The organism is Halorubrum sp. BV1, assembly GCF_000746205.1.
In the GTDB taxonomy this organism is placed as follows: domain Archaea; phylum Halobacteriota; class Halobacteria; order Halobacteriales; family Haloferacaceae; genus Halorubrum.
On record NZ_JQKV01000001.1, the window covers coordinates 474,147 to 490,911 of the forward strand.

Annotated in this window: 21 protein-coding genes; 8 read left to right on the top strand and 13 right to left on the bottom strand. The window is 69.3% G+C overall.

From position 1 onward, the window contains the following. On the bottom strand, nucleotides 1-906 hold the full coding sequence (gene rocF / locus EP28_RS02400) for an arginase (RefSeq protein ID WP_049982398.1): 906 nt from the start codon (nucleotides 904-906) through the stop codon (nucleotides 1-3). Nucleotides 907-1,031: 125 nt separating this feature from the next. Here rocF and EP28_RS02405 point away from each other — a divergent pair, with 125 nt between their 5' ends. Then, nucleotides 1,032-1,322, top strand: coding sequence for a hypothetical protein (locus EP28_RS02405; RefSeq protein WP_049982399.1), 291 nt, complete (start codon nucleotides 1,032-1,034; stop codon nucleotides 1,320-1,322). Nucleotides 1,323-1,389: 67 nt separating this feature from the next. Further along, a complete protein-coding gene (locus EP28_RS02410; RefSeq protein ID WP_049982400.1) occupies nucleotides 1,390-1,923 on the top strand; it encodes an Rrf2 family transcriptional regulator in 534 nt (177 codons plus the stop codon). A 233-nt stretch (nucleotides 1,924-2,156) separates the two neighbouring features. Here the strand turns inward: EP28_RS02410 and EP28_RS02415 are convergent, their stop codons facing one another. From EP28_RS02415 to EP28_RS02440, 6 genes are all read right to left on the bottom strand, one after another. Next, on the bottom strand, nucleotides 2,157-3,338 hold the full coding sequence (locus tag EP28_RS02415; RefSeq protein WP_049982401.1) for an NAD(P)/FAD-dependent oxidoreductase: 1,182 nt from the start codon (nucleotides 3,336-3,338) through the stop codon (nucleotides 2,157-2,159). Nucleotides 3,339-3,396: 58 nt separating this feature from the next. Continuing rightward, a complete protein-coding gene (locus EP28_RS02420; protein ID WP_049982402.1) occupies nucleotides 3,397-4,236 on the bottom strand; it encodes a nucleoside phosphorylase in 840 nt (279 codons plus the stop codon). 93 nt (nucleotides 4,237-4,329) lie between these two features. Next, entirely contained in the window at nucleotides 4,330-4,734 is a 405-nt protein-coding gene (gene cdd, locus EP28_RS02425) for a cytidine deaminase (protein ID WP_049982403.1), read from the bottom strand. 85 nt (nucleotides 4,735-4,819) lie between these two features. Then, on the bottom strand, nucleotides 4,820-5,428 hold the full coding sequence (locus EP28_RS02430) for a trimeric intracellular cation channel family protein (RefSeq protein ID WP_394297590.1): 609 nt from the start codon (nucleotides 5,426-5,428) through the stop codon (nucleotides 4,820-4,822). Nucleotides 5,429-5,564: 136 nt separating this feature from the next. Next, nucleotides 5,565-6,155 carry a GNAT family N-acetyltransferase gene (locus EP28_RS02435; RefSeq protein ID WP_049982405.1) on the bottom strand — a complete coding sequence of 197 codons (591 nt, stop codon included), beginning with the start codon at nucleotides 6,153-6,155 and terminating at the stop codon, nucleotides 5,565-5,567. A gap of 94 nt (nucleotides 6,156-6,249) precedes the next feature. Beyond that, nucleotides 6,250-7,485, bottom strand: a complete 1,236-nt coding sequence (locus EP28_RS02440; protein ID WP_049982406.1) for a pyridoxal-phosphate dependent enzyme — start codon at nucleotides 7,483-7,485, stop codon at nucleotides 6,250-6,252. 170 nt (nucleotides 7,486-7,655) lie between these two features. On the opposite strand from EP28_RS02440, the gene EP28_RS02445 reads away from it, so the two are divergent. Next, a complete protein-coding gene (locus tag EP28_RS02445; protein WP_049982407.1) occupies nucleotides 7,656-8,579 on the top strand; it encodes a Vms1/Ankzf1 family peptidyl-tRNA hydrolase in 924 nt (307 codons plus the stop codon). A gap of 12 nt (nucleotides 8,580-8,591) precedes the next feature. On the opposite strand, the gene EP28_RS02450 is transcribed toward EP28_RS02445, so the two are convergent. Genes EP28_RS02450 through EP28_RS02460 form a run of 3 tightly spaced genes read right to left on the bottom strand, consistent with a single transcriptional unit; the run spans nucleotide 8,592 to nucleotide 10,387 of the window. Further along, nucleotides 8,592-9,014: a rhodanese-like domain-containing protein gene (locus EP28_RS02450; protein WP_049982408.1), complete on the bottom strand. Its 423-nt coding sequence runs from the start codon at nucleotides 9,012-9,014 to the stop codon at nucleotides 8,592-8,594. Then, on the bottom strand, nucleotides 9,014-9,340 hold the full coding sequence (locus EP28_RS02455; RefSeq protein ID WP_049982409.1) for a cupin domain-containing protein: 327 nt from the start codon (nucleotides 9,338-9,340) through the stop codon (nucleotides 9,014-9,016). The genes EP28_RS02450 and EP28_RS02455 overlap by 1 nt, the downstream gene beginning before the upstream one ends. A 30-nt stretch (nucleotides 9,341-9,370) precedes the next feature. Further along, nucleotides 9,371-10,387 carry an alpha/beta fold hydrolase gene (locus EP28_RS02460; protein ID WP_080506025.1) on the bottom strand — a complete coding sequence of 339 codons (1,017 nt, stop codon included), beginning with the start codon at nucleotides 10,385-10,387 and terminating at the stop codon, nucleotides 9,371-9,373. Nucleotides 10,388-10,693: 306 nt separating this feature from the next. Here EP28_RS02460 and EP28_RS02465 point away from each other — a divergent pair, with 306 nt between their 5' ends. The 3 genes from EP28_RS02465 to EP28_RS02475 all read left to right on the top strand — a co-directional run bounded on the left by EP28_RS02465 (nucleotide 10,694) and on the right by EP28_RS02475 (nucleotide 13,480). Next, on the top strand, nucleotides 10,694-12,238 hold the full coding sequence (locus tag EP28_RS02465; protein ID WP_049982410.1) for a sulfatase family protein: 1,545 nt from the start codon (nucleotides 10,694-10,696) through the stop codon (nucleotides 12,236-12,238). Beyond that, nucleotides 12,238-12,660 (top strand): GtrA family protein, encoded by a 423-nt coding sequence (locus EP28_RS02470; RefSeq protein ID WP_049982411.1) that lies wholly within the window; start codon nucleotides 12,238-12,240, stop codon nucleotides 12,658-12,660. The genes EP28_RS02465 and EP28_RS02470 overlap by 1 nt, the downstream gene beginning before the upstream one ends. Nucleotides 12,661-12,772: 112 nt before the next feature. Then, nucleotides 12,773-13,480, top strand: coding sequence for a DUF2270 domain-containing protein (locus tag EP28_RS02475; protein ID WP_049982412.1), 708 nt, complete (start codon nucleotides 12,773-12,775; stop codon nucleotides 13,478-13,480). 52 nt (nucleotides 13,481-13,532) lie between these two features. On the opposite strand, the gene EP28_RS02480 is transcribed toward EP28_RS02475, so the two are convergent. Next, nucleotides 13,533-14,234, bottom strand: a complete 702-nt coding sequence (locus tag EP28_RS02480; RefSeq protein WP_049982413.1) for a TVP38/TMEM64 family protein — start codon at nucleotides 14,232-14,234, stop codon at nucleotides 13,533-13,535. Between the two features lie 169 nt (nucleotides 14,235-14,403). Here EP28_RS02480 and EP28_RS02485 point away from each other — a divergent pair, with 169 nt between their 5' ends. After that, on the top strand, nucleotides 14,404-14,745 hold the full coding sequence (locus EP28_RS02485) for a 4a-hydroxytetrahydrobiopterin dehydratase (RefSeq protein WP_049982414.1): 342 nt from the start codon (nucleotides 14,404-14,406) through the stop codon (nucleotides 14,743-14,745). A gap of 51 nt (nucleotides 14,746-14,796) precedes the next feature. Further along, the gene (locus tag EP28_RS02490; protein ID WP_049982415.1) at nucleotides 14,797-15,279 is read left to right on the top strand and encodes a hypothetical protein; all 483 of its coding nucleotides are present in this window, start codon (nucleotides 14,797-14,799) and stop codon (nucleotides 15,277-15,279) included. A gap of 59 nt (nucleotides 15,280-15,338) precedes the next feature. On the opposite strand, the gene EP28_RS02495 is transcribed toward EP28_RS02490, so the two are convergent. Both EP28_RS02495 and EP28_RS02500 read right to left on the bottom strand, forming a co-directional pair. Then, the gene (locus EP28_RS02495; protein ID WP_049982416.1) at nucleotides 15,339-16,286 is read right to left on the bottom strand and encodes an ATPase; all 948 of its coding nucleotides are present in this window, start codon (nucleotides 16,284-16,286) and stop codon (nucleotides 15,339-15,341) included. Further along, nucleotides 16,283-16,663 (bottom strand): DUF5827 family protein, encoded by a 381-nt coding sequence (locus tag EP28_RS02500; RefSeq protein WP_049982417.1) that lies wholly within the window; start codon nucleotides 16,661-16,663, stop codon nucleotides 16,283-16,285. Before EP28_RS02500 ends, EP28_RS02495 begins: the two co-directional genes overlap by 4 nt. Nucleotides 16,664-16,765: the final 102 nt, after the last annotated feature.

Below are 16,765 nucleotides of genomic sequence, written 5' to 3' on the forward strand. Positions count from 1 at the left end.
TCAGAGCACCCGCTTACCGAACGCGCTCGCGGCGAGTTCCGTCGCGAGTTCGGCCGTCTCGTTGTGCTGGTCGAGCGTGGGATTCACCTCGACGAGCTCCATCGATCTGAGGGAGGCGGTCTCGTCGACGATCTCCATCGCGCTGTGGGCCTCTCGGTAGGTGACGCCGCCGCGGACGGGCGTCCCGACCCCGGGCGCTTCGTTGGGATCGAGCCAGTCGAGATCGAGGCTGACGTGAACTCCGTCGACGTCCGCGGCGGCGGTCGCCATCGCCTCCTCCGTCACGGCCGTGATCCCGCGCTCGTCGATGTCGGACATCGTGTAGACGGTGAACTCGCGCTCGCGGAGGAGGTCGGCCTCCGCGCCGTCGACGGATCGGAGGCCGACTAAGGCAACGTTCTCCGGAGAGAGGCCCGGCGCGTTCGCCCACTCGGTGTCGGCGAACGCGCCGATCCCGAGCGCGGCCGCGAGCGGCATCCCGTGGACGTTCCCCGACGGCGTCGTCGTCGGAGTGTTGAGATCGGCGTGGGCGTCGAACCACACCGCGCCGATCTCGGCGTCGCGCGCCGACCCGACGAGCGACCCGATGGCGATCGAGTGATCCCCGCCGAGCGCAAGCGGGACGCTGCCGGCCGCGAGCGTGTCGCTCACCTCCTCGGCGAGGCGGCCACAGACATCGGCCGTCTCCCCGAGGAACTTTGCGTTCCACTCGCTCGGGGTGTCCGCGTCCGGGTCGCGCTCTTCGGCGCGGGGGACGGCGAGGTCGCCCGCGTCGACCGGGTCGATCCCCGCCCTCTCCAGTTGATCGGCGAGGCCGGCGTATCGGATAGCTGACGGCCCCATGTCGACGCCCCGCCGGTTCGCCCCGTAGTCGGTCGGCGCGCCGATGATCCTGACTGTGGTCATACCCGAACGCCGGACGCGCCGGCGCTTGAATTGTCGGGGTCGGGAAGCGAGCGTACTCTCGGCGACCGCCGTGCCCGTCTCGGCGACCGCACACCGTTTTCACGCTGGGCGTCGAACCGCGGGGCATGAGCGACGCCGGGGACGACCCCGCAAACGGCGTGGAGTCCGAGAACGAGGCGGCCGACAGCGACGCGGAACCGGACGAGTACGATCCGACCGACATCGATCCCTCGTCCATCACGCCGATGGCGGGGCTGATCGTCGTCGCGTTCACCGGTGCCGTGATCGGGCTGGTCGGGGCCGCGGTGTCGTTTTTCACCGCCGACCTCGGACTGGCGCTCGTCGGCGTCGGCGTCGTGGTCGCGCTGTCGAGTCCGATCGCGTACCTCCGGCTCCGCAGACGCTACGGAAGCTAGCGGTGCGTACGTGTTTTTATAACGGGGTTCCATCGCATTTAAGCGGTACCGACCTGTATTCGGTCGTATGTCATCGATCGAACTCACATCGAGTCAGAAGAGCATCCTCTCGGCCCTCATCAACCTGTACGGGGAACAGGAAGACGCCGTCAAAGGCGAGGCGATAGCCGAGGAGGTCGACCGCAACCCGGGCACAATCCGGAATCAGATGCAGAGCCTCAAAGCTCTCCAGCTGGTCGAGGGCGTACCGGGGCCGAAAGGCGGCTACAAGCCCACCTCGAACGCGTACGAGGCGCTCGACATCCAGCGGATGGACGAGCCCGCCGACGTGCCGATCTTTCACGAGGGCGAGGAGCAAACGGGCGTCAACGTCGACGGGATAGACCTCTCCAGCGTCCACCACCCCGAGCTGTGTCGCGCCGAGATCCACGTCCAGGGTTCCGTTCGCGAGTTCCACGACGGCGACTCCGTCACGGTCGGCCCGACGCCCCTCTCGAAACTCGTCATCGACGGCACGGTCGACGGCAAAGACGACACCGCGAACGTCCTCATCCTCCGCATCGACGACATGCGCGCGCCCGACGAGCCCGCCGAACACTGAACGCGAAGCACACTACCGTCTCCGACGCGGGTGAGCTACCCCGCTGCACGCGGCCGGAGCGTCTTCTCTCTCGCTCTCTCTCGATTTTCGCAGATCAGAACCGCCGCTCACAGTACGCGTCGACCAGAGGCGGCGGTGTCGCTGGGTCACATCGTGTAAAACACAACGGCGGAATCGGGTCAATCACCGAACATGATTCGCGTGTGTTCGACCCGAAGCGCGTTCGCCGTCTCCTACATGTCGCCGAACGCGCTGACGCCGCGTCCGGCCGAGGAAACCTTGGCGATCCAGCGCGTGGCGATGGCCTTCTTGAGGAGCTTCGCGGGCGTGCCGCCGAACGTCTGGATCGGCATCCCCATCACGTCGTGTGCGACGGCCTCCTCGCCGACGGAGATGACGGTGCCTTTGTCCTCGTGCGTCCACGACTTGAGGGGCGCGCCGCGGGCGGCGCGCGCGAGGTTCTCGCCGGCGACCTCCGCGGCCTGCCAGGCGGCCTGTGCGGTCGGCGGAGCCACGTCGTCGTCCCCCTGCTCGACTAAGGCGGTGTCGCCGATGGCGAACACGCGGTCGTCGCTGGTGGTGAAATCGGAGCCGGCGTGGACGCGATGTGAGCGCTCGTCTTTCTCGACGTCGACGTCTTCGATCTCCGGCTGTCCGGTGATGCCGCCGGTCCAGATCAGCACGTCGTAGTCCAGTTCCTCGGGCGCTTCGTCCTCGCCGCCGCCGAGGTAAACGGTGTCCTCGTCGGCCTTCGAAATGAAGTCGCCGGTGCGGATGTCGATGTCGGCGTCCTCGACTCGCTGACGCAGCGCGCCCTGTATCTGCGGGTCGTTGTTGGGGAATATCTCGTCGAGTCCCTCGACCAGCGTGACCTCGATCGGTGCGCGGTGTTTGTCGCGGTACTCGGCGATCTCGCCGGCGGTCTGGATTCCGGAGAGACCGGCACCGCCCACGATGACCTCGACCGGATCGGAACGCGTCGCCTCCGCGGCGGCCGAGCGGATGTCCTCGTGGATCGCCTTCGCGTCGTCGAGGCCCTTCAGCTGGTGGGCGTTCTCTTCGAGCCCCTCGATGCCGAAGAAGGCCGTCGTGGATCCGACGGCCAAGAGGAGGTAGTCGTAATCGACGGTCGTCCCGTCGTCGGTCTCGACGACGCGGTCGTCGACGTCGACGTCGACGACGCGGCCCTGCACGAACGTCGACTCGGGTGATTTGATCTCGTCGACCGGGATCGTGATCTTGTCTTCGACCGCGGGGTTGCGGATCGCGCGGTGGACCTCGTGGAGCACGAGGTGATAGTCGTGTTCGGATATCCAGGTGAGTTCGGCCTCGCCCTCGCCTACCTCGTCTTCGAACGCCTTCACTGCCCCGGCACCGGCGTACCCGGAGCCGACGACGACGATCTGGGTAGTCATGCCTGCCAGTCCGACGCGCGCGGGTAAAGTCGCTTTGGAACGGTCGCGATTCGATCGATTACAGCGACAATCCGGCGTGCCAGCGGTCAGCGCCGGCCTCGCGTTTGACCTCGTCCATGCGGGCGAGAAGCGCCACCGCGAGACTCGCCGTCTCGGACGCGCGCGCCTCGCCTTCCGTCCGGAACTCGCCGGTGGCCCGGTTGGCGTAGACGGAACAGACCGCCCCGGCCCGGAGTCCGTAGACGCTCGCGATCGTGAGGATCGCCGACGCCTCCATCTCGATGTTCTTCACGTTCGCCTCTCGCAGTTCCGCGACCAACTCGTCCGACCCGGCCGCCTCGAATCCCTCGAAGCCGGGACGGCCCTGCCCGGCGTAAAAGGAGTCGGCGCTCATCGTGACCCCGGTGTGGTAGTCGTACCCGAGCCGCTCGGCGGCGGCGACGAGCGCGGAGACGACCTCCCCGTCGGCCGCGGCCGGGTAGTCCTCGCGCACGTACTCATCGCTCGTCCCCTCCTGTCTGACCGCCCCGGTCGTGATGACGAGGTCGCCGACGTCCATCTCCGGCCGGATCGCGCCGCAGGAGCCGACGCGAACGAAGGTGTCGACGCCGACGCGCGCGAGTTCCTCGACGGCGATGGCGGCGGACGGCGAGCCGATTCCGGTGGAGGTCACGGAGATCCGCGTGCCGTCGTAGCTCCCGGTCGCGGTGCGGTACTCGCGGTGGGAGGCGACCTCCTCGGCGTCCTCCCACAGCGCGGTGATCGTGTCGACGCGCTCGGGATTTCCGGGAAGGAGGACGGCGTCGGCGACGTCGTCCGGTCCCACCTCGACGTGGTACTGTACCTCGTCGCTGGGATCTTCGCTGTCGCCGGGGCTCGCGCCGCGCTCGTCAGTCATGTCCCAGAACCATCGTCGAGGCATTTAAAAGGAGTTCCGGCTCGGAGAGCGGTTCCCGATCAGGGTGCCTGCGCCGATGGCCGCGCTTCGAACTCACCGGTTCCGCGCGTCGTCGAGCGTGCCCTCGTGTATCGCGTTCGGCAGCAGTTCGCCGAGCGTGTACTCGCTCGTCTCGCCGTCGCCCTCGTCACAGACGACGAGGAGGTCCGCGGCGGCGAACTCGGCGAGCGTCTGCCGACACATCCCGCAGGGGGTGACGCCGTCGCGAACCCCGGAGGAGACGGCGATCCGGTCGAACTCCCGGTGGCCGTTCTTCACCGCCTCCGCGACCGCGACCTCCTCGGCGTGGAGGCTGTTGGAGTAATTTGCGTTCTCGATGTTACAGCCCGTGTACACGGTTCCGTCCGCGGTTCGGAGCGCGGCACCGACGCGGTACTCGGAGTACGGGACGTGCGCGTCACGGAGCGCGTCGCGGGCGACTTCGATCAGGTCGTCCATGTTCGACGGAGTCGGGCGGCGGACCGATAACGGTGGTGTCCCGTCGGCGGGCTCGATCGAGCGGGCCGCCGCCGCACCGCGGCGGTCACCTGCCGGCGATCCCGAGCGCCTGTATCGTCGGGAGTTCCCAGCCGTACGCGACCGCGGCGAGCCGAGTCCCGACGGTCACCGCGGCGCACGCCGCGGCGGCGGTGCTCCCCGGAAAGCCGACGGCGGTCACGAGCCAGTACGCGCCGCCGCCCAACACCGCACAGCTCGCGTAGAAGTCGTCGAAGAGGATGAACGGGGATCGATCGAGAAGGATGTCGGCGAACGCGCCGCCGCCGACCGCGTTGATCGTCGCAACGGCGACGACGCCAAACGCCGACACGCCCGCTCCGGTCGCGACGATCGCCCCCGTCGTGGCGAACGCGCCGAGGCCGATGGCGTCCGAGACGACCGTGATCGGGTGGGTGTCCGGCGACGCGAGCACGACGCGCAACCCGACCGCGAAGCCGACGCCGAGCAGTCCGAGCCCGATCTCGATCGGCGACTGCAGCGCGAGCGGCACGCGCGTCACGAGGAGGTCACGCGTGACGCCCCCGACGAACGCCATGGCGAGCCCGACGACCGTGATCCCGAACAAATCGAACTCCTCGCGGATCGCCTTCGTCGACCCGACGAGCGCGAACGCGATCAGGCCGACCGTGTTCATCACGGCGAACGGGTCGCCGAAAAGCACCGTGAAGAGATCGGTCGTCACTGGACGCATATCGGCAGACAGGCGTCTTGAAGGCTGTGTTCGGCGTCGACCCGCGCGACGGCGGTCGACCGGCGCGACCCCGCCCGCCTCACCGCCCGGTGTCGTACTTGTACGTCGCCGAGTCGGGGTCGATGCCGAAGTCCTCCGCCGACTCTACCGTGTCGTCGTCCGCGGCGTCCGCGGGCTCAGCGGCCTTGAACGCCTCGCGGAACCGGTCAGCCATCGAGAACTCGTCGACGGCGAGTTCGAGCCCGGTGACGCCGCCGCCGAGGAACTCCCGCTTCTCCGTCAGCCGGTCGGAGAGCGCGGGCGGGAGTTCGTCGGTGTCGACGCGCTTGAAGCCGAACTGCGTCAGGTACTCGGGCTGGTCGGTGAGCACGTACACCGTCTCGAACCCCTCGGCGTCGGCGGTGTCGACGAGCCGCTCGACGACGTGCGCTCCGACGCCGCGGCCGCGCCACTCGGGGAGCACCCCGATCCCCGTGAGTTCGATCCGGTCCGCTTCGTCGTCGTCGCCGCGGTGGAGACGGAGCCGACCGAACCCCGCGCGGTCGCCGGAGTCTTGGTCGACCGCGATCACGTAGTCCCGCGACCGGAAGGCGACGTCGTCGAGCCCGAGCCGCTCGATCGCGTCCAGTAACCACGCCTCGTCACGGTTCTTGGCGTCGCGGACGTACATACTCGAACGTACGCGGGGGCACGTAAAAACGGTTCCCCGGAGCGGATCGCGGGACTGGCAGGGGATCGATCGCCGGTTGTCCGCCCAATCGGGCTCAGATTCCTTGGCCCATCAGGTGGCTCCGAAGCACATCCGGCGTCTTGAGCCCCGCGTCGCTGTTGAGGAGGACGACCGTCTCCGTGCCGTCGAAGAAGTCGTCCTCGGCGAGCGCCCACGCGCCGGCTGGCGCGGCACCGCCGGTCGCGCCCATCTCCATGACCTCATTTTGTGCGACGGCGACCGCGCTCGCGAGCACGTCCTCGTCTGCGACGCCGACCGCCGTCCCGCCGCTCTCTCGGATCGCCTCCAGCGCGGCCGCCCCGCCCGCGGGGTCTGCGATCTCCAGCTCGCCGCAGATCGTGTCTGGCGTCTCCCACGGCTCGGGCTCGTCGAGGCCGCGCTCGAACGCGGCGGCGATCGGCGCGCAGCCGGCCGCCTGCGCCGCGACGACCTTCGGCCCCGTCTCGATCGCGCCCACCCGCTCCAGCTCTCGGAAGCCTTTGTGAACCCCGGCGACGACCTCGCCGGTGCCCGTCGGGACGACGACCACGTCGGGGGCCGCACCGAGGTCGGCGACGAGTTCGAACGCGAGCGTCTTCACCCCGTCGTGGCGGTACGGCGTCGCGAACTCGCCGAGGTCGGTGTACTCCGTCTCCAGCTGGTCGTCGACCGCCTCTGCGGCGTCCGGGAACCGCCCGCCGACCACGCGCATGTCGCCGCCGTGGACGTTCGTCATCGCCTTGTTCGAGAACGCGCAGCGCGAGGGGACGAACGCGTACGACCGGAGGTCCGCCCGGCCCGCGTACGCCGCCATCGACTGCCCGGCGTTGCCGGGGCTCGCGCACGCGAGCGGCTCCACGTCCGCGCCCGCTTCCGCCCGAGCCGCGACCGCGGTGAGCGCGACCGAGAGCCCGCGGTCGAGCACGGTACCGGTGGGGTTCCGTCCCTCGTCTTTGACGTACACCGCCTCGACGCCGAGCTCGTCCGCGAGCCGCTCAGTCGGTACGAGCGGCGTGGCCCCCTCGCCCGCAGAGAGCGCCGCGTCGGCAGAGAAGGGGAGCAGGGCGTCGAAGCGCCAGTGACCGCGCCCGGCTCCGGCTGGACCGTCGCGCCCCGGCGACAGAAGCGCCTCGGGATCGACCGCGTCGTAGTCGTAGACGGGGTCGAGCCCCCGCGCCTGCTCGTCGTCCGGAACGCTCGTCGGGTCGGCCGTCTCGTGGACGCGTCCCGACGCGCGGCTCTCCAGCCCGCGGAACGCGGCCGTGGTCTCGATCGGCTCCGTCGGATCCATACTCGCACTTTCGGCGGCGGCGACTAATCGCTTCCCTCTCGACGGTGCGTCGCCGCTCTCGGCTCGCGCGACCGAAGCGGTCGCGGCCGCGCGAGCGGGTCGCCCGTAACGGACCCGACTGCCGGCCCGACGGACGCACCTTTTAGGTCGTCGGGCGTCCCGGAGTCGGTATGATAGACCGGCTGCTCGGTCGGGCCGAACTCAAAGAGCGGATCGCGGAGCTCGAAGAGGCGAACCGCCACCTCGAACGCCGCGCCGAGGCCGAAGAGGAGCGGCGCTCCGACGCCGTCGCCGACCGCCAGCGCGCCGAGGAGCGCGTGAACGAACTCGAACACCGGATCGAATCGCTGGAGGAGCGGCTGGAGCGAACGGGCGGCGACGAGGCCGCAGTCGAGTTCCGTCGCGTGAGCGACGCGCGCGGCACGCGCCTCGACGACGCACTCGGGAGGCTTCGGGCCATGGAGAGCGACAACCCCGAGGGACTTCTCACGGCGTTCGTTCCCGACGCCAACGCCGTCCCGGAGAGCGTCTCCGACTGGTTCGGAGAGCGGACCGCGCTGGTGCGGCGGGCCGCCCCCGCGGTGGTGCTCGCGGACGACACCGGTGCGGTGAGCGCCGCGATCACGCCGGCCGTCGAGCCGGCGGCGTTCGACGGCTGGGACGACCGGTTCCGGCTGGAACAGTCGTGGTTCCGGCCGACCGGCCGACTCGTCTTCGCGGTGGTCCGCTCGGACACCTTCGCGCTCGGCGTGTACGAGGACGGCGAACGCGTCGACTTCGAGGGGTTCACGTCCGAAGTGAAGTCGGCGCACTCGAAGGGCGGGTTCTCGCAAGGGCGGTTCGAGCGCCGGCGCGAGGGACAGATCGACGAGCATCTCGACGACGCCATCGACGTGATCGCCGAGTACGCGGAGGATGAGACGGTAAACGGGGACGACATAGACCGAACGATCGTCGTCGGCGAGCGGAGCGTCCTCGGTCGAGTTCGCCAGCACGCGGACGTCACCGACGTCTCCGACGCGACTGGGAGCCCGAGAGACGCGCTCGACGACGCGTTCCGGGACTTCTGGACGGCGCGGATCCACGCGATCTGAACACAGAACCAGCTAGAACGGTGCCTCGGGGCCCTCGTCGCCGTCGCCGGGGTCGGGGGTGGCCCCGGACTCGTCGTCGGGTCGCTCGCCGGAATCGCCATCGTCCGACGTGGCGACCACGTCGACGCCCTCGCGTCCCCAAGCTTCGAGCCCGCCGCGAAGGCTCTCGACGCGCGCGTCCTGCGCGTCGGCGTAGCTCCCGATCAGCTGTGCGGCCTGCTGGCTCGCGATCCCGTGGGGACAGACGGTGACGACGCGAGACGCGCCCGAGAGTTCCGTGATCCGAGTCGACAACTCCGGGAAGGGAATACACTCGCTCCCCGGAATGTGTCCGCGGTCGAACGCGCGTCGGTCGCGGATGTCGACGATCCGCATCTCGCGCCGCTCGTCGTCGGACAGCGCCGCGAGGTCGGCGGGGTCGATCTCGTCGACCATCAGGGGAGCGGACAGAGGCTCGCCGTGACCACGGCGCGCTCGTCGGTGTCGTTTCTGAGCCCGTGGACGACGCCGCGCTCGTTCGGCACCACCGCAGGGGCCGCGAGCGGCTCGGACGCGTCGCCGCGGATCACGGTCGGCTCCCCGTCGATCACATGGAAGACGTTCGTCGCGTCGCCGTGCTCGTGCGGGTCGATCGCGGCCCCGGGGCCGAGGACGAACGCCTTCACGAGCACGTCGTCGGTGACGACCAGTTCGGCCGTCTCGACCGCGCCCCGATCCGGTTGCAGGTCGTCGACCGCGTCCGCGTATCGGTCCATCGTCATGACCGCCCGTCCGCGGCGGTGACACCTAAATCATTCGCGCGCGGCGGGCGGCAGCGGGTCGGCGTGGTCGGCGATCGCCTCGGCGACGCGGTGCGGCTCCTCGTGGACGACCCAGTGAGTGGCCGTCTCCAGCGTGAGGAGCCGCCCGTCGGTGCAGTGCTCGACGCTCCGTCCGGCCATCCGTCTGGTGAGGAACCGATCTCTCGCGCCCCAGATAACGAGCGTCGGGACCTCCACCGTGGTCCGTTCGGGCGAGGGGCGCTCGCGGACGATCGCACGGTACCAGTTCACCATCGCCTCGAACGCGCCGTCGCGGTTCCACGCCCGGCGGTACCGCCTAAGATCCTCGTCGTCGAACGTTCCGGGCAGACTCGACTCGCGGAGACCGCGCACCGCGAGCCGCCAGTTCCCGGCGCGGGCGACGGCCTCTGGCACCCTCGGAAGCTGGAACGCGAGGACGTACCAGCTCTTGAGCCGCTGGTCCCACGAGCCGCGAAGCTCCCGCTCGAACACGGTCGGGTGCGGAACGTTGACGGCAACGAACTCCGAGACGCGTTCCGCGTGGTGGAGCGCGAGCCACCAGCCGACCGCCGCGCCCCAGTCGTGGCCGGCGACCGCCGCCGTCTCCCGCCCGTAGGCGTCGATCAGCCCGACCACGTCCCGCGCGAGTTCGCCGATCCGGTAGTCGCGCACGGCCGGCGGCTTCTCGGAGCAGTTGTATCCGCGCTGGTCCGGGACGACGACCCGGTAGCCCGCGTTCGCGAGCGGCGCGATCGCCTCGTGCCAGCCGTACCAGAACTCGGGGAACCCGTGGAGTAAGATTAGGAGCTTCCCGTCTTCGGGACCGGCCTCGACAACGTGGAGCCGGACCCCGTTCGTCTCCACAGCTCGCGACTCGCCGGGTACCGAATCGGGGATCTCGTCGCCCGGAACCGGCTCGGCGAGGATGTCGACATCCCGCACGGCAGATGCGTCGATTCCGTCGTTCGGGCCAGTTCCGTCGTTCGGGCCGGTCCCGTCACTCGGCTCGCCGCCGGCTTCGCGCATACCGGATGGTCGGTCGCCAGCGGCAAATAGGTACGTTCGTGTGCGGGGGTCGGTGCAATCGAAATCCTCAAGCCGCTGGCAATCGCCCGTTCGGGTAGACTAGCGATTCTGACGCTCGGCCCGGACGCGGTGGAGATGTCGCCTGCGGCGGACGGGACAGATCGGACGACACCGGATCGAACCGGGACAGCGCGGATCAGCTCGGCTCGACCGGCGAAGCGAAGTTCGGTCGGGCCGGGGGGGTCCGTCGCATCTGTCCGGGTCGGCCGACGTTTCGGCCGCGTCGGAACGCGCGGATCGCACACCATGGCATCGAACACGTCATCACCGGACGGGACAGCACCGGAGGAAACGAACGGCTCGGCGGGCGACCTCGACAGCGCCGGCGCGTCGTCGGAACCGGACGCCGACCGTCCCGACGTCTCGAACGTCCTGCTCGTCACGATCGACTCGCTCCGGGCAGACGCGATCGCGCCGTACGACGATGACCGCCACTCGCCGGTGTTGCAGGGCCTCGCCGACGGCGGCACCGTGTTCGACAACGCCTTCGCGACCGGCAACTGGACGCCCTTTTCGTTCCCCTCCATCCTCGCTTCCGAACCCGTCTTCGCCCGCAACGGCGACATCGGCGTTCGGGGTGCCGAGACGCTCGCGTCCGTGCTCTCCGACGCCGGGTTCGCGACCGCGGGATTCAACGCCGCGAACGGCTTTCTCACCTCCCATTGGGGGTATCCGGAGGGGTTCGACGAGTTCGAGCCGTTCGTCACGAGCGTCGGATCGAGCCGGTACAGCCGGTACCTCGCGGCGCATCCGACCATCGAGGCGTGGATACAGCTCGCGACCTCGCCGATCCGCCGGCTCGGCTCGAAGTTCCGCGGCGAGAGCGACGACCGACCGTTCCTCGACGCCTCGCGGATGTTCGACGTGGAGGACGCCGCGACGGGGTTCATCGACGACACCGACGACCCGTTCTTCCTCTGGGTCCACTACATGGACACCCACACGCCGTACGTGCCCGCGCCGCGATACATTCGCGAGGTGTCCGACGGGATCGTCGGAACCCATCGCATGCTGCACGCGCACACCCGAACGAGCCTCGGTTGGGAGGTCGGCGAGCGGACCCTCCACGAGCTGCGGACGCTGTATCAGGCGACGGTCCGACAGGTCGACGCCAGCGTCGGACGGTTGCTCGACGCGCTCGATGCGGCCGGCATCGCCGACGAGACCGCGATCGTCGTCGCGGGCGACCACGGCGAGGAGTTCCAAGAACACGGCCACCTCGCCCACTACCCGAAGCTGTACGACGAGCTCATCTCCGTGCCGCTCATCGTGAACGCCCCCGGTACGGACGGCGGCCGCCGCGTCACCGAACACGTCGGGCTCGACGCCGTTCCCCCGACCGTGGCCGACCTCTTGGGCGTCGACGCGCCGGACGACTGGCGCGGCGAGTCGGCCGTGCCGGCGGTTCGTGGCGAGGGATCCCTCGACGACGACCCCGTCGTCTCCGTGACGGTGCGGGGCGAGGAGGTGACGGAACAGCCGATCCCGCGGTCGATGGCCGACGGCGACCTGCTCGTGAGCGTCCGCGACGCCGAGTGGACGTACATCGAGAACGTCGACGAGAGGGACACCGAGCTGTACCACAGGCCGTCAGATCCGACACAGCAGGCGGACCTGTCCGCCGATCCGACCGAGGAGCAGCGGGCCGTCATCGAGCGCTTCGCGCCGATCGCCGCCGAACACGCCGCGGAACTCCGTGACCGAGAGGCGGAGGCCGCGGCGGCGAGAGACGACGGAGACGACGTCGACGCCGACCTCGAGGCCCGACTGGAGGCGCTCGGGTATCGGTGATGCTACGGGCGATCCTCCGCGACCTCGCGAGCGGACCGATCGCCGTTCAACTCCGTCGGTTCGTCATCGTCGGCGCGGTCACGGCCGGGATTCAGATGGCGCTCTTGTGGACGTTCGTCGACGCCGCGGGGGTGAACTACCTGATCGGCGCGACGGTCGCCATCGAGATCACGATCGTGTTGTCGTACGTGTTCAACAACGCGTGGACGTTTCAGGCGAGTCAGAACACGGGAGTCTCCGAGTACCTCTTCGGGCTTTTCAAAACGAACCTCGTGCGCGGGACCGCGATCCCGATCCAGCTCGCCGTGCTCTTCGCGCTCGTCGAGTGGGCGGGAATCCTGTATCTCGTCGGAAACGCCGCCGCCATCCTCATAAGCGGCGTCTACCGGTTCGTGCTCGACGCCCTCTGGACGTGGGGGTGACCCGTCTCCGGCGAGTCGGCCGGCTCACAGCGGAAAGGAGGAAGCCGACGACGTCACTCGGTGGTCACTGACAGCACGCACGTTTACCAGTCTGGTGGCTGTACGGGGTCGCATGCCAGACCCGACCGCGGACTTCGACCCGGAAGCGCCGGAAGAGCGCGAGGTGGCGGGCGAGGCGGCGAGCGACCGCTCCGATTTCCTCTCGCTCATGGCACACACGTACCGCGGCGAACTCGGACGAACGACGTCGTGGCGAACTCGAATCGACCGGACGACCAACTGGGCCGTCGTGTTGGTGGCGACGCTTCTCACCTGGGCCTTCTCGGGAGGCGCACGGCCGCACTACGTCCTGCTCGTCGGCGTCGCGATGGTGACCGTGTTCTTGGGGATCGAGGCCCGCCGCTACCGCGTGTACGACATCTGGCGCTCTCGGGTGCGGCTGCTCGAAGAGAACGTGTTCGCGAACGCGCTGGATCCGGAGGGAGTCAAACAGCGCAACTGGCGCGAACTCCTCAGCGATGACCTCCGCGAGCCGGCGGTGAAAACGCCGCTCGTCGAGGCGGTGTCACGGCGGCTCCAGCGCGTCTACTTCGCGTTGATCTCCGTGCTGATCGGGTCGTGGGGCGTTCGGCTGACGGTGTTCGCGGAGTCGTCGGCCGGAGTGGTCGAGGCCGCGGCGGTGGGACAGCTACCGGGCGGCGTCGTGCTCGCGAGCGCGGGGCTGTACTACGCCGCCGCGCTCGGGCTCACGTTCTGGCCGGGACGCCGGCGAGCGAAGGGCGAACTCCAGTCGCGGCCCGATACGGACGAGTGGAAGTGACTCCGGGGACAGTCCGTCGGCCGCCGGCCCGACACGGTCGGGACTCGCTCGGTCAAAACGGGAGCCGCGGTTCGAGCCGCGCGACGAGGTCCCGCACGGCCTCTTGCTTGTAGTAGCCGACGACGGACGCGAGGACGACGATCCCGATGAGCGCGAGCGCAGAGCGGAACCGCCCGCCGGCCAGTTGTCCGCCGGCGTAGACGGTTATCACGTACGCGGGGAGACGGCCGACGCTGATGACGGCGATAAACGTCGGGAGCCGCCACTTCGTGAGGCCGCTCAAGAAACAGATCGCGTCGTCGGGGAGACCGGGGATCACCACGAACGCGAACAGCCCGGGGACGCCCACGGTGTCGACGAAGCCGTCGAATCGGGCGACCACGTCCTCGTGGAGGACGTCCTCAACGAACGAGCGACCGAAGCGCTTAGCGAGCGAGAAGGCGATGGCGCTGCCCAGGAGGACGCCGATGAGACTGTAGACGGTGCCCGCGACGGAGCCGAAGAGGTACCCGGCGACCAAGGCGACGACCTGCCCCGGGATCGGCGCGACGATCACCTGGAGCGCTTGGAGGAGCACGAACACGAGCGGGGCGAGCACGCCGAACTGACGGAGCCACACGCGGAGGGCCTCGGCGTCGGTGATGAACGCCGCGTACTCGCGGACGAAGAGGTAGAGGGCGGCGAATGCGGCTGCGACGACAGCCAGCGCGAGTAGTCCCCGACGGCGGTCCGACGCCGAGGCGAAGAGTTGCATCCACGCTACCCACTGTCACGGGTCGTATTGAAGCTTGTCAAACTGCGAATCGCTCGCTCGCGCGAGTGGCCGGCCGCGATGACCGGTCACACCCGACGTACGGAAAACCCGACGTGCGGAAAACCCGACGTGCGGAAGGTACATATCGTCCGTCGCCCAACCGTGATCCATGCCATCGTCGCTCGCGGACGACCCGGTCGACCCGCCCGAGGAGAGCGCCGAGCCGCTGACCGAGACGGAGTACGCCGAGTACCTCGACGCCCTCGGCGACGCATGGGAGGTCGTCGACGGCCACCATCTCGAAGCGACCTACGAGTTCGACGACTTCGCGGCGGCGCTCGCGTTCACGAACGAGATCGGCGAACTCGCCGAAGCGGAGTGGCATCACCCCGACATCTCACTCTCGTGGGGGGAAGTCGGCGTCGAGATGTGGAGCCACGATGTCGACGGACTCGCCAAGTCGGACTTCGTGATGGCGGCGCGCATGGACCGAATCTACGAGGGTGAGTGACGAGAACGACAACGGACGGGTTTAAAACCCTCCCGTCGAAACTGGAGTGCAATGAGTGCGAACGTCTTTCTGGTTCCGATCGATCCCGAAAACTTCGATCGAACGGTCCGGTCCGCGGTCGATCTCACCGAGTACGACGACCGCCCCGACGCCCTCGATGACGTCGACGAGGCCCGCCTGTGGGCCGTCGACGACGATAGCGGCAACGGCTCGACGTTCGACCGGATGGAGTCCGGCGACCTCCTCCTGTTCTATCACGACGGCGAGTACGTCGCGACCGGCCGCGTCGGCACGACGTTCGAAGACGACGACCGCTGGGTCAGCGGCACGTTCTGGACCGCGTTCCCGACGACCCGCGTGTACACCGTCACCGACTTCACGGCCGTCTCCGCTCCCAAGCGCGCCGTCAACGCGCTCTTCGACTACTCCAAGTCGTACACTCCCGGATTCATGCGCGTCGCGGACAGCCGGGTGACCGCCGACCTCTCGTCTATCGAATCGGCGATCGACCACTACACGAAGCGGAACGCCTAGCCCACGCGCCTCGAACTGGCGCGGGTGCGACCCGAGTCTGGCTCGATTTCTACGATGCGTCAAGCCGCCTCGAACAGCGCCTCGTACGCCGGCCCGTACGCCGACGCCACGCGGTCCGGGTCGCCGCGTTCCTCGCCGCCGAGCGCCGGCAGGTCGACGGTCGCGAGCGGGTCGATCATCCCCGTCACCGCGTCCGTGTGCTCCTCGCGCGTTCCCTCGCGGGGGCTTCCCGACGCCACCGCCCGCGCCTTCGCGTATCGGCCTCCGGCGTAGATCCGCGCTCGCCCCGGATCGACGACCGCGACCGCGTCGGGGGCGACCGGACCGTCGCGCGGAAGCGGGTCGGCGACGTCCGCGTACGACTCGACGACGACGGGGACGCCGCCCGCCGCGGTCGACGCGGCCCGCTCCGCGAGGCGGTCGAACGCCGGGAGGTACGCGGCCGCCATCACGTCGTTGAACGCGCTCACGCTCTCGACGCGAGCCGCGTCCGCGACCGGGAGCCGGTCCGCAAGGTGGTCCGGGATCAGGCCCGCCGACTCGGCCGCGCCGTTGACGACGAACCGGGTCTCCGTCGCCGCCGCGGCGTCCGCCGACGTGTCGTCTCCGATCGCCGTGGGCGTGGTCACCCGGTCACAGAGGAATGTGCGGTCGGCGTCACCGAGCATCCCGGTCCGGTCCGGCGTCGGCAGCCACAGCCGGTGAACCGGGTTTATCGACTCTGGCGTGATCACGTCGGCGGCATCCGCGAGCGGTCGCGTGCTCGCGGCCGCGAGCCGTCGGGCGTCCTTGCCGTAGAGGCGTCCCGACTCCGCCGCGATCCGGTAGTCGTCGTGGTCGAACCAGAAGTCGTTGCCGGCACGGGGCTTGACGCCGACGGCGTCGCCGACGCGGTCGGCGAGGGCGCGCACGAGGCCGGTCGAGAACGTCGTCTTGCCCGCGTCGATTCGCGCTCCGCCCGCGACGAGAAACACCGGCGCGCCGTCGCCGCGCTGTTCCCCGCTCACGACTCGGCGGGGTCGGCGTCGGTCGTCTCGTCACTGTCCGGTTTGTCACTGTCCGGTTCGTCACTGTCCGTCTCGTCGTCGGTCGTCGCTTCGGACGCCGACTCGGCGGCGGCCGGATCGAGGCCGTAGTAGCCGGGGCCGTCATCCGAGAGCGGCTCCGCTATCACCATGTCGTCGGCGTGGCTCATCACCCACGGGATCGCCCAGTCGATCAGCACGGCTTCAGTGTCGGGATCGACGTCGGCGCCCGGCTCCAGCCCCTGAAGCAGCCGGCCGATCTCCGGGATCGTGTACATCAACTCGGGGTCGAACAGCTCCGCGGGCTCGTAAAACTCACACGGGAACGTCTCCTCGAACGCGTCTTTCGGTTCGGGCATGCGCGGGGCTACGGTCGCGGCTCCGTAAACGGTGCCGATAGACGTCGACGGACACGGTGATTGGCGTCGACGGACACGGTGATTGGCGTCGGGGGACGCGTC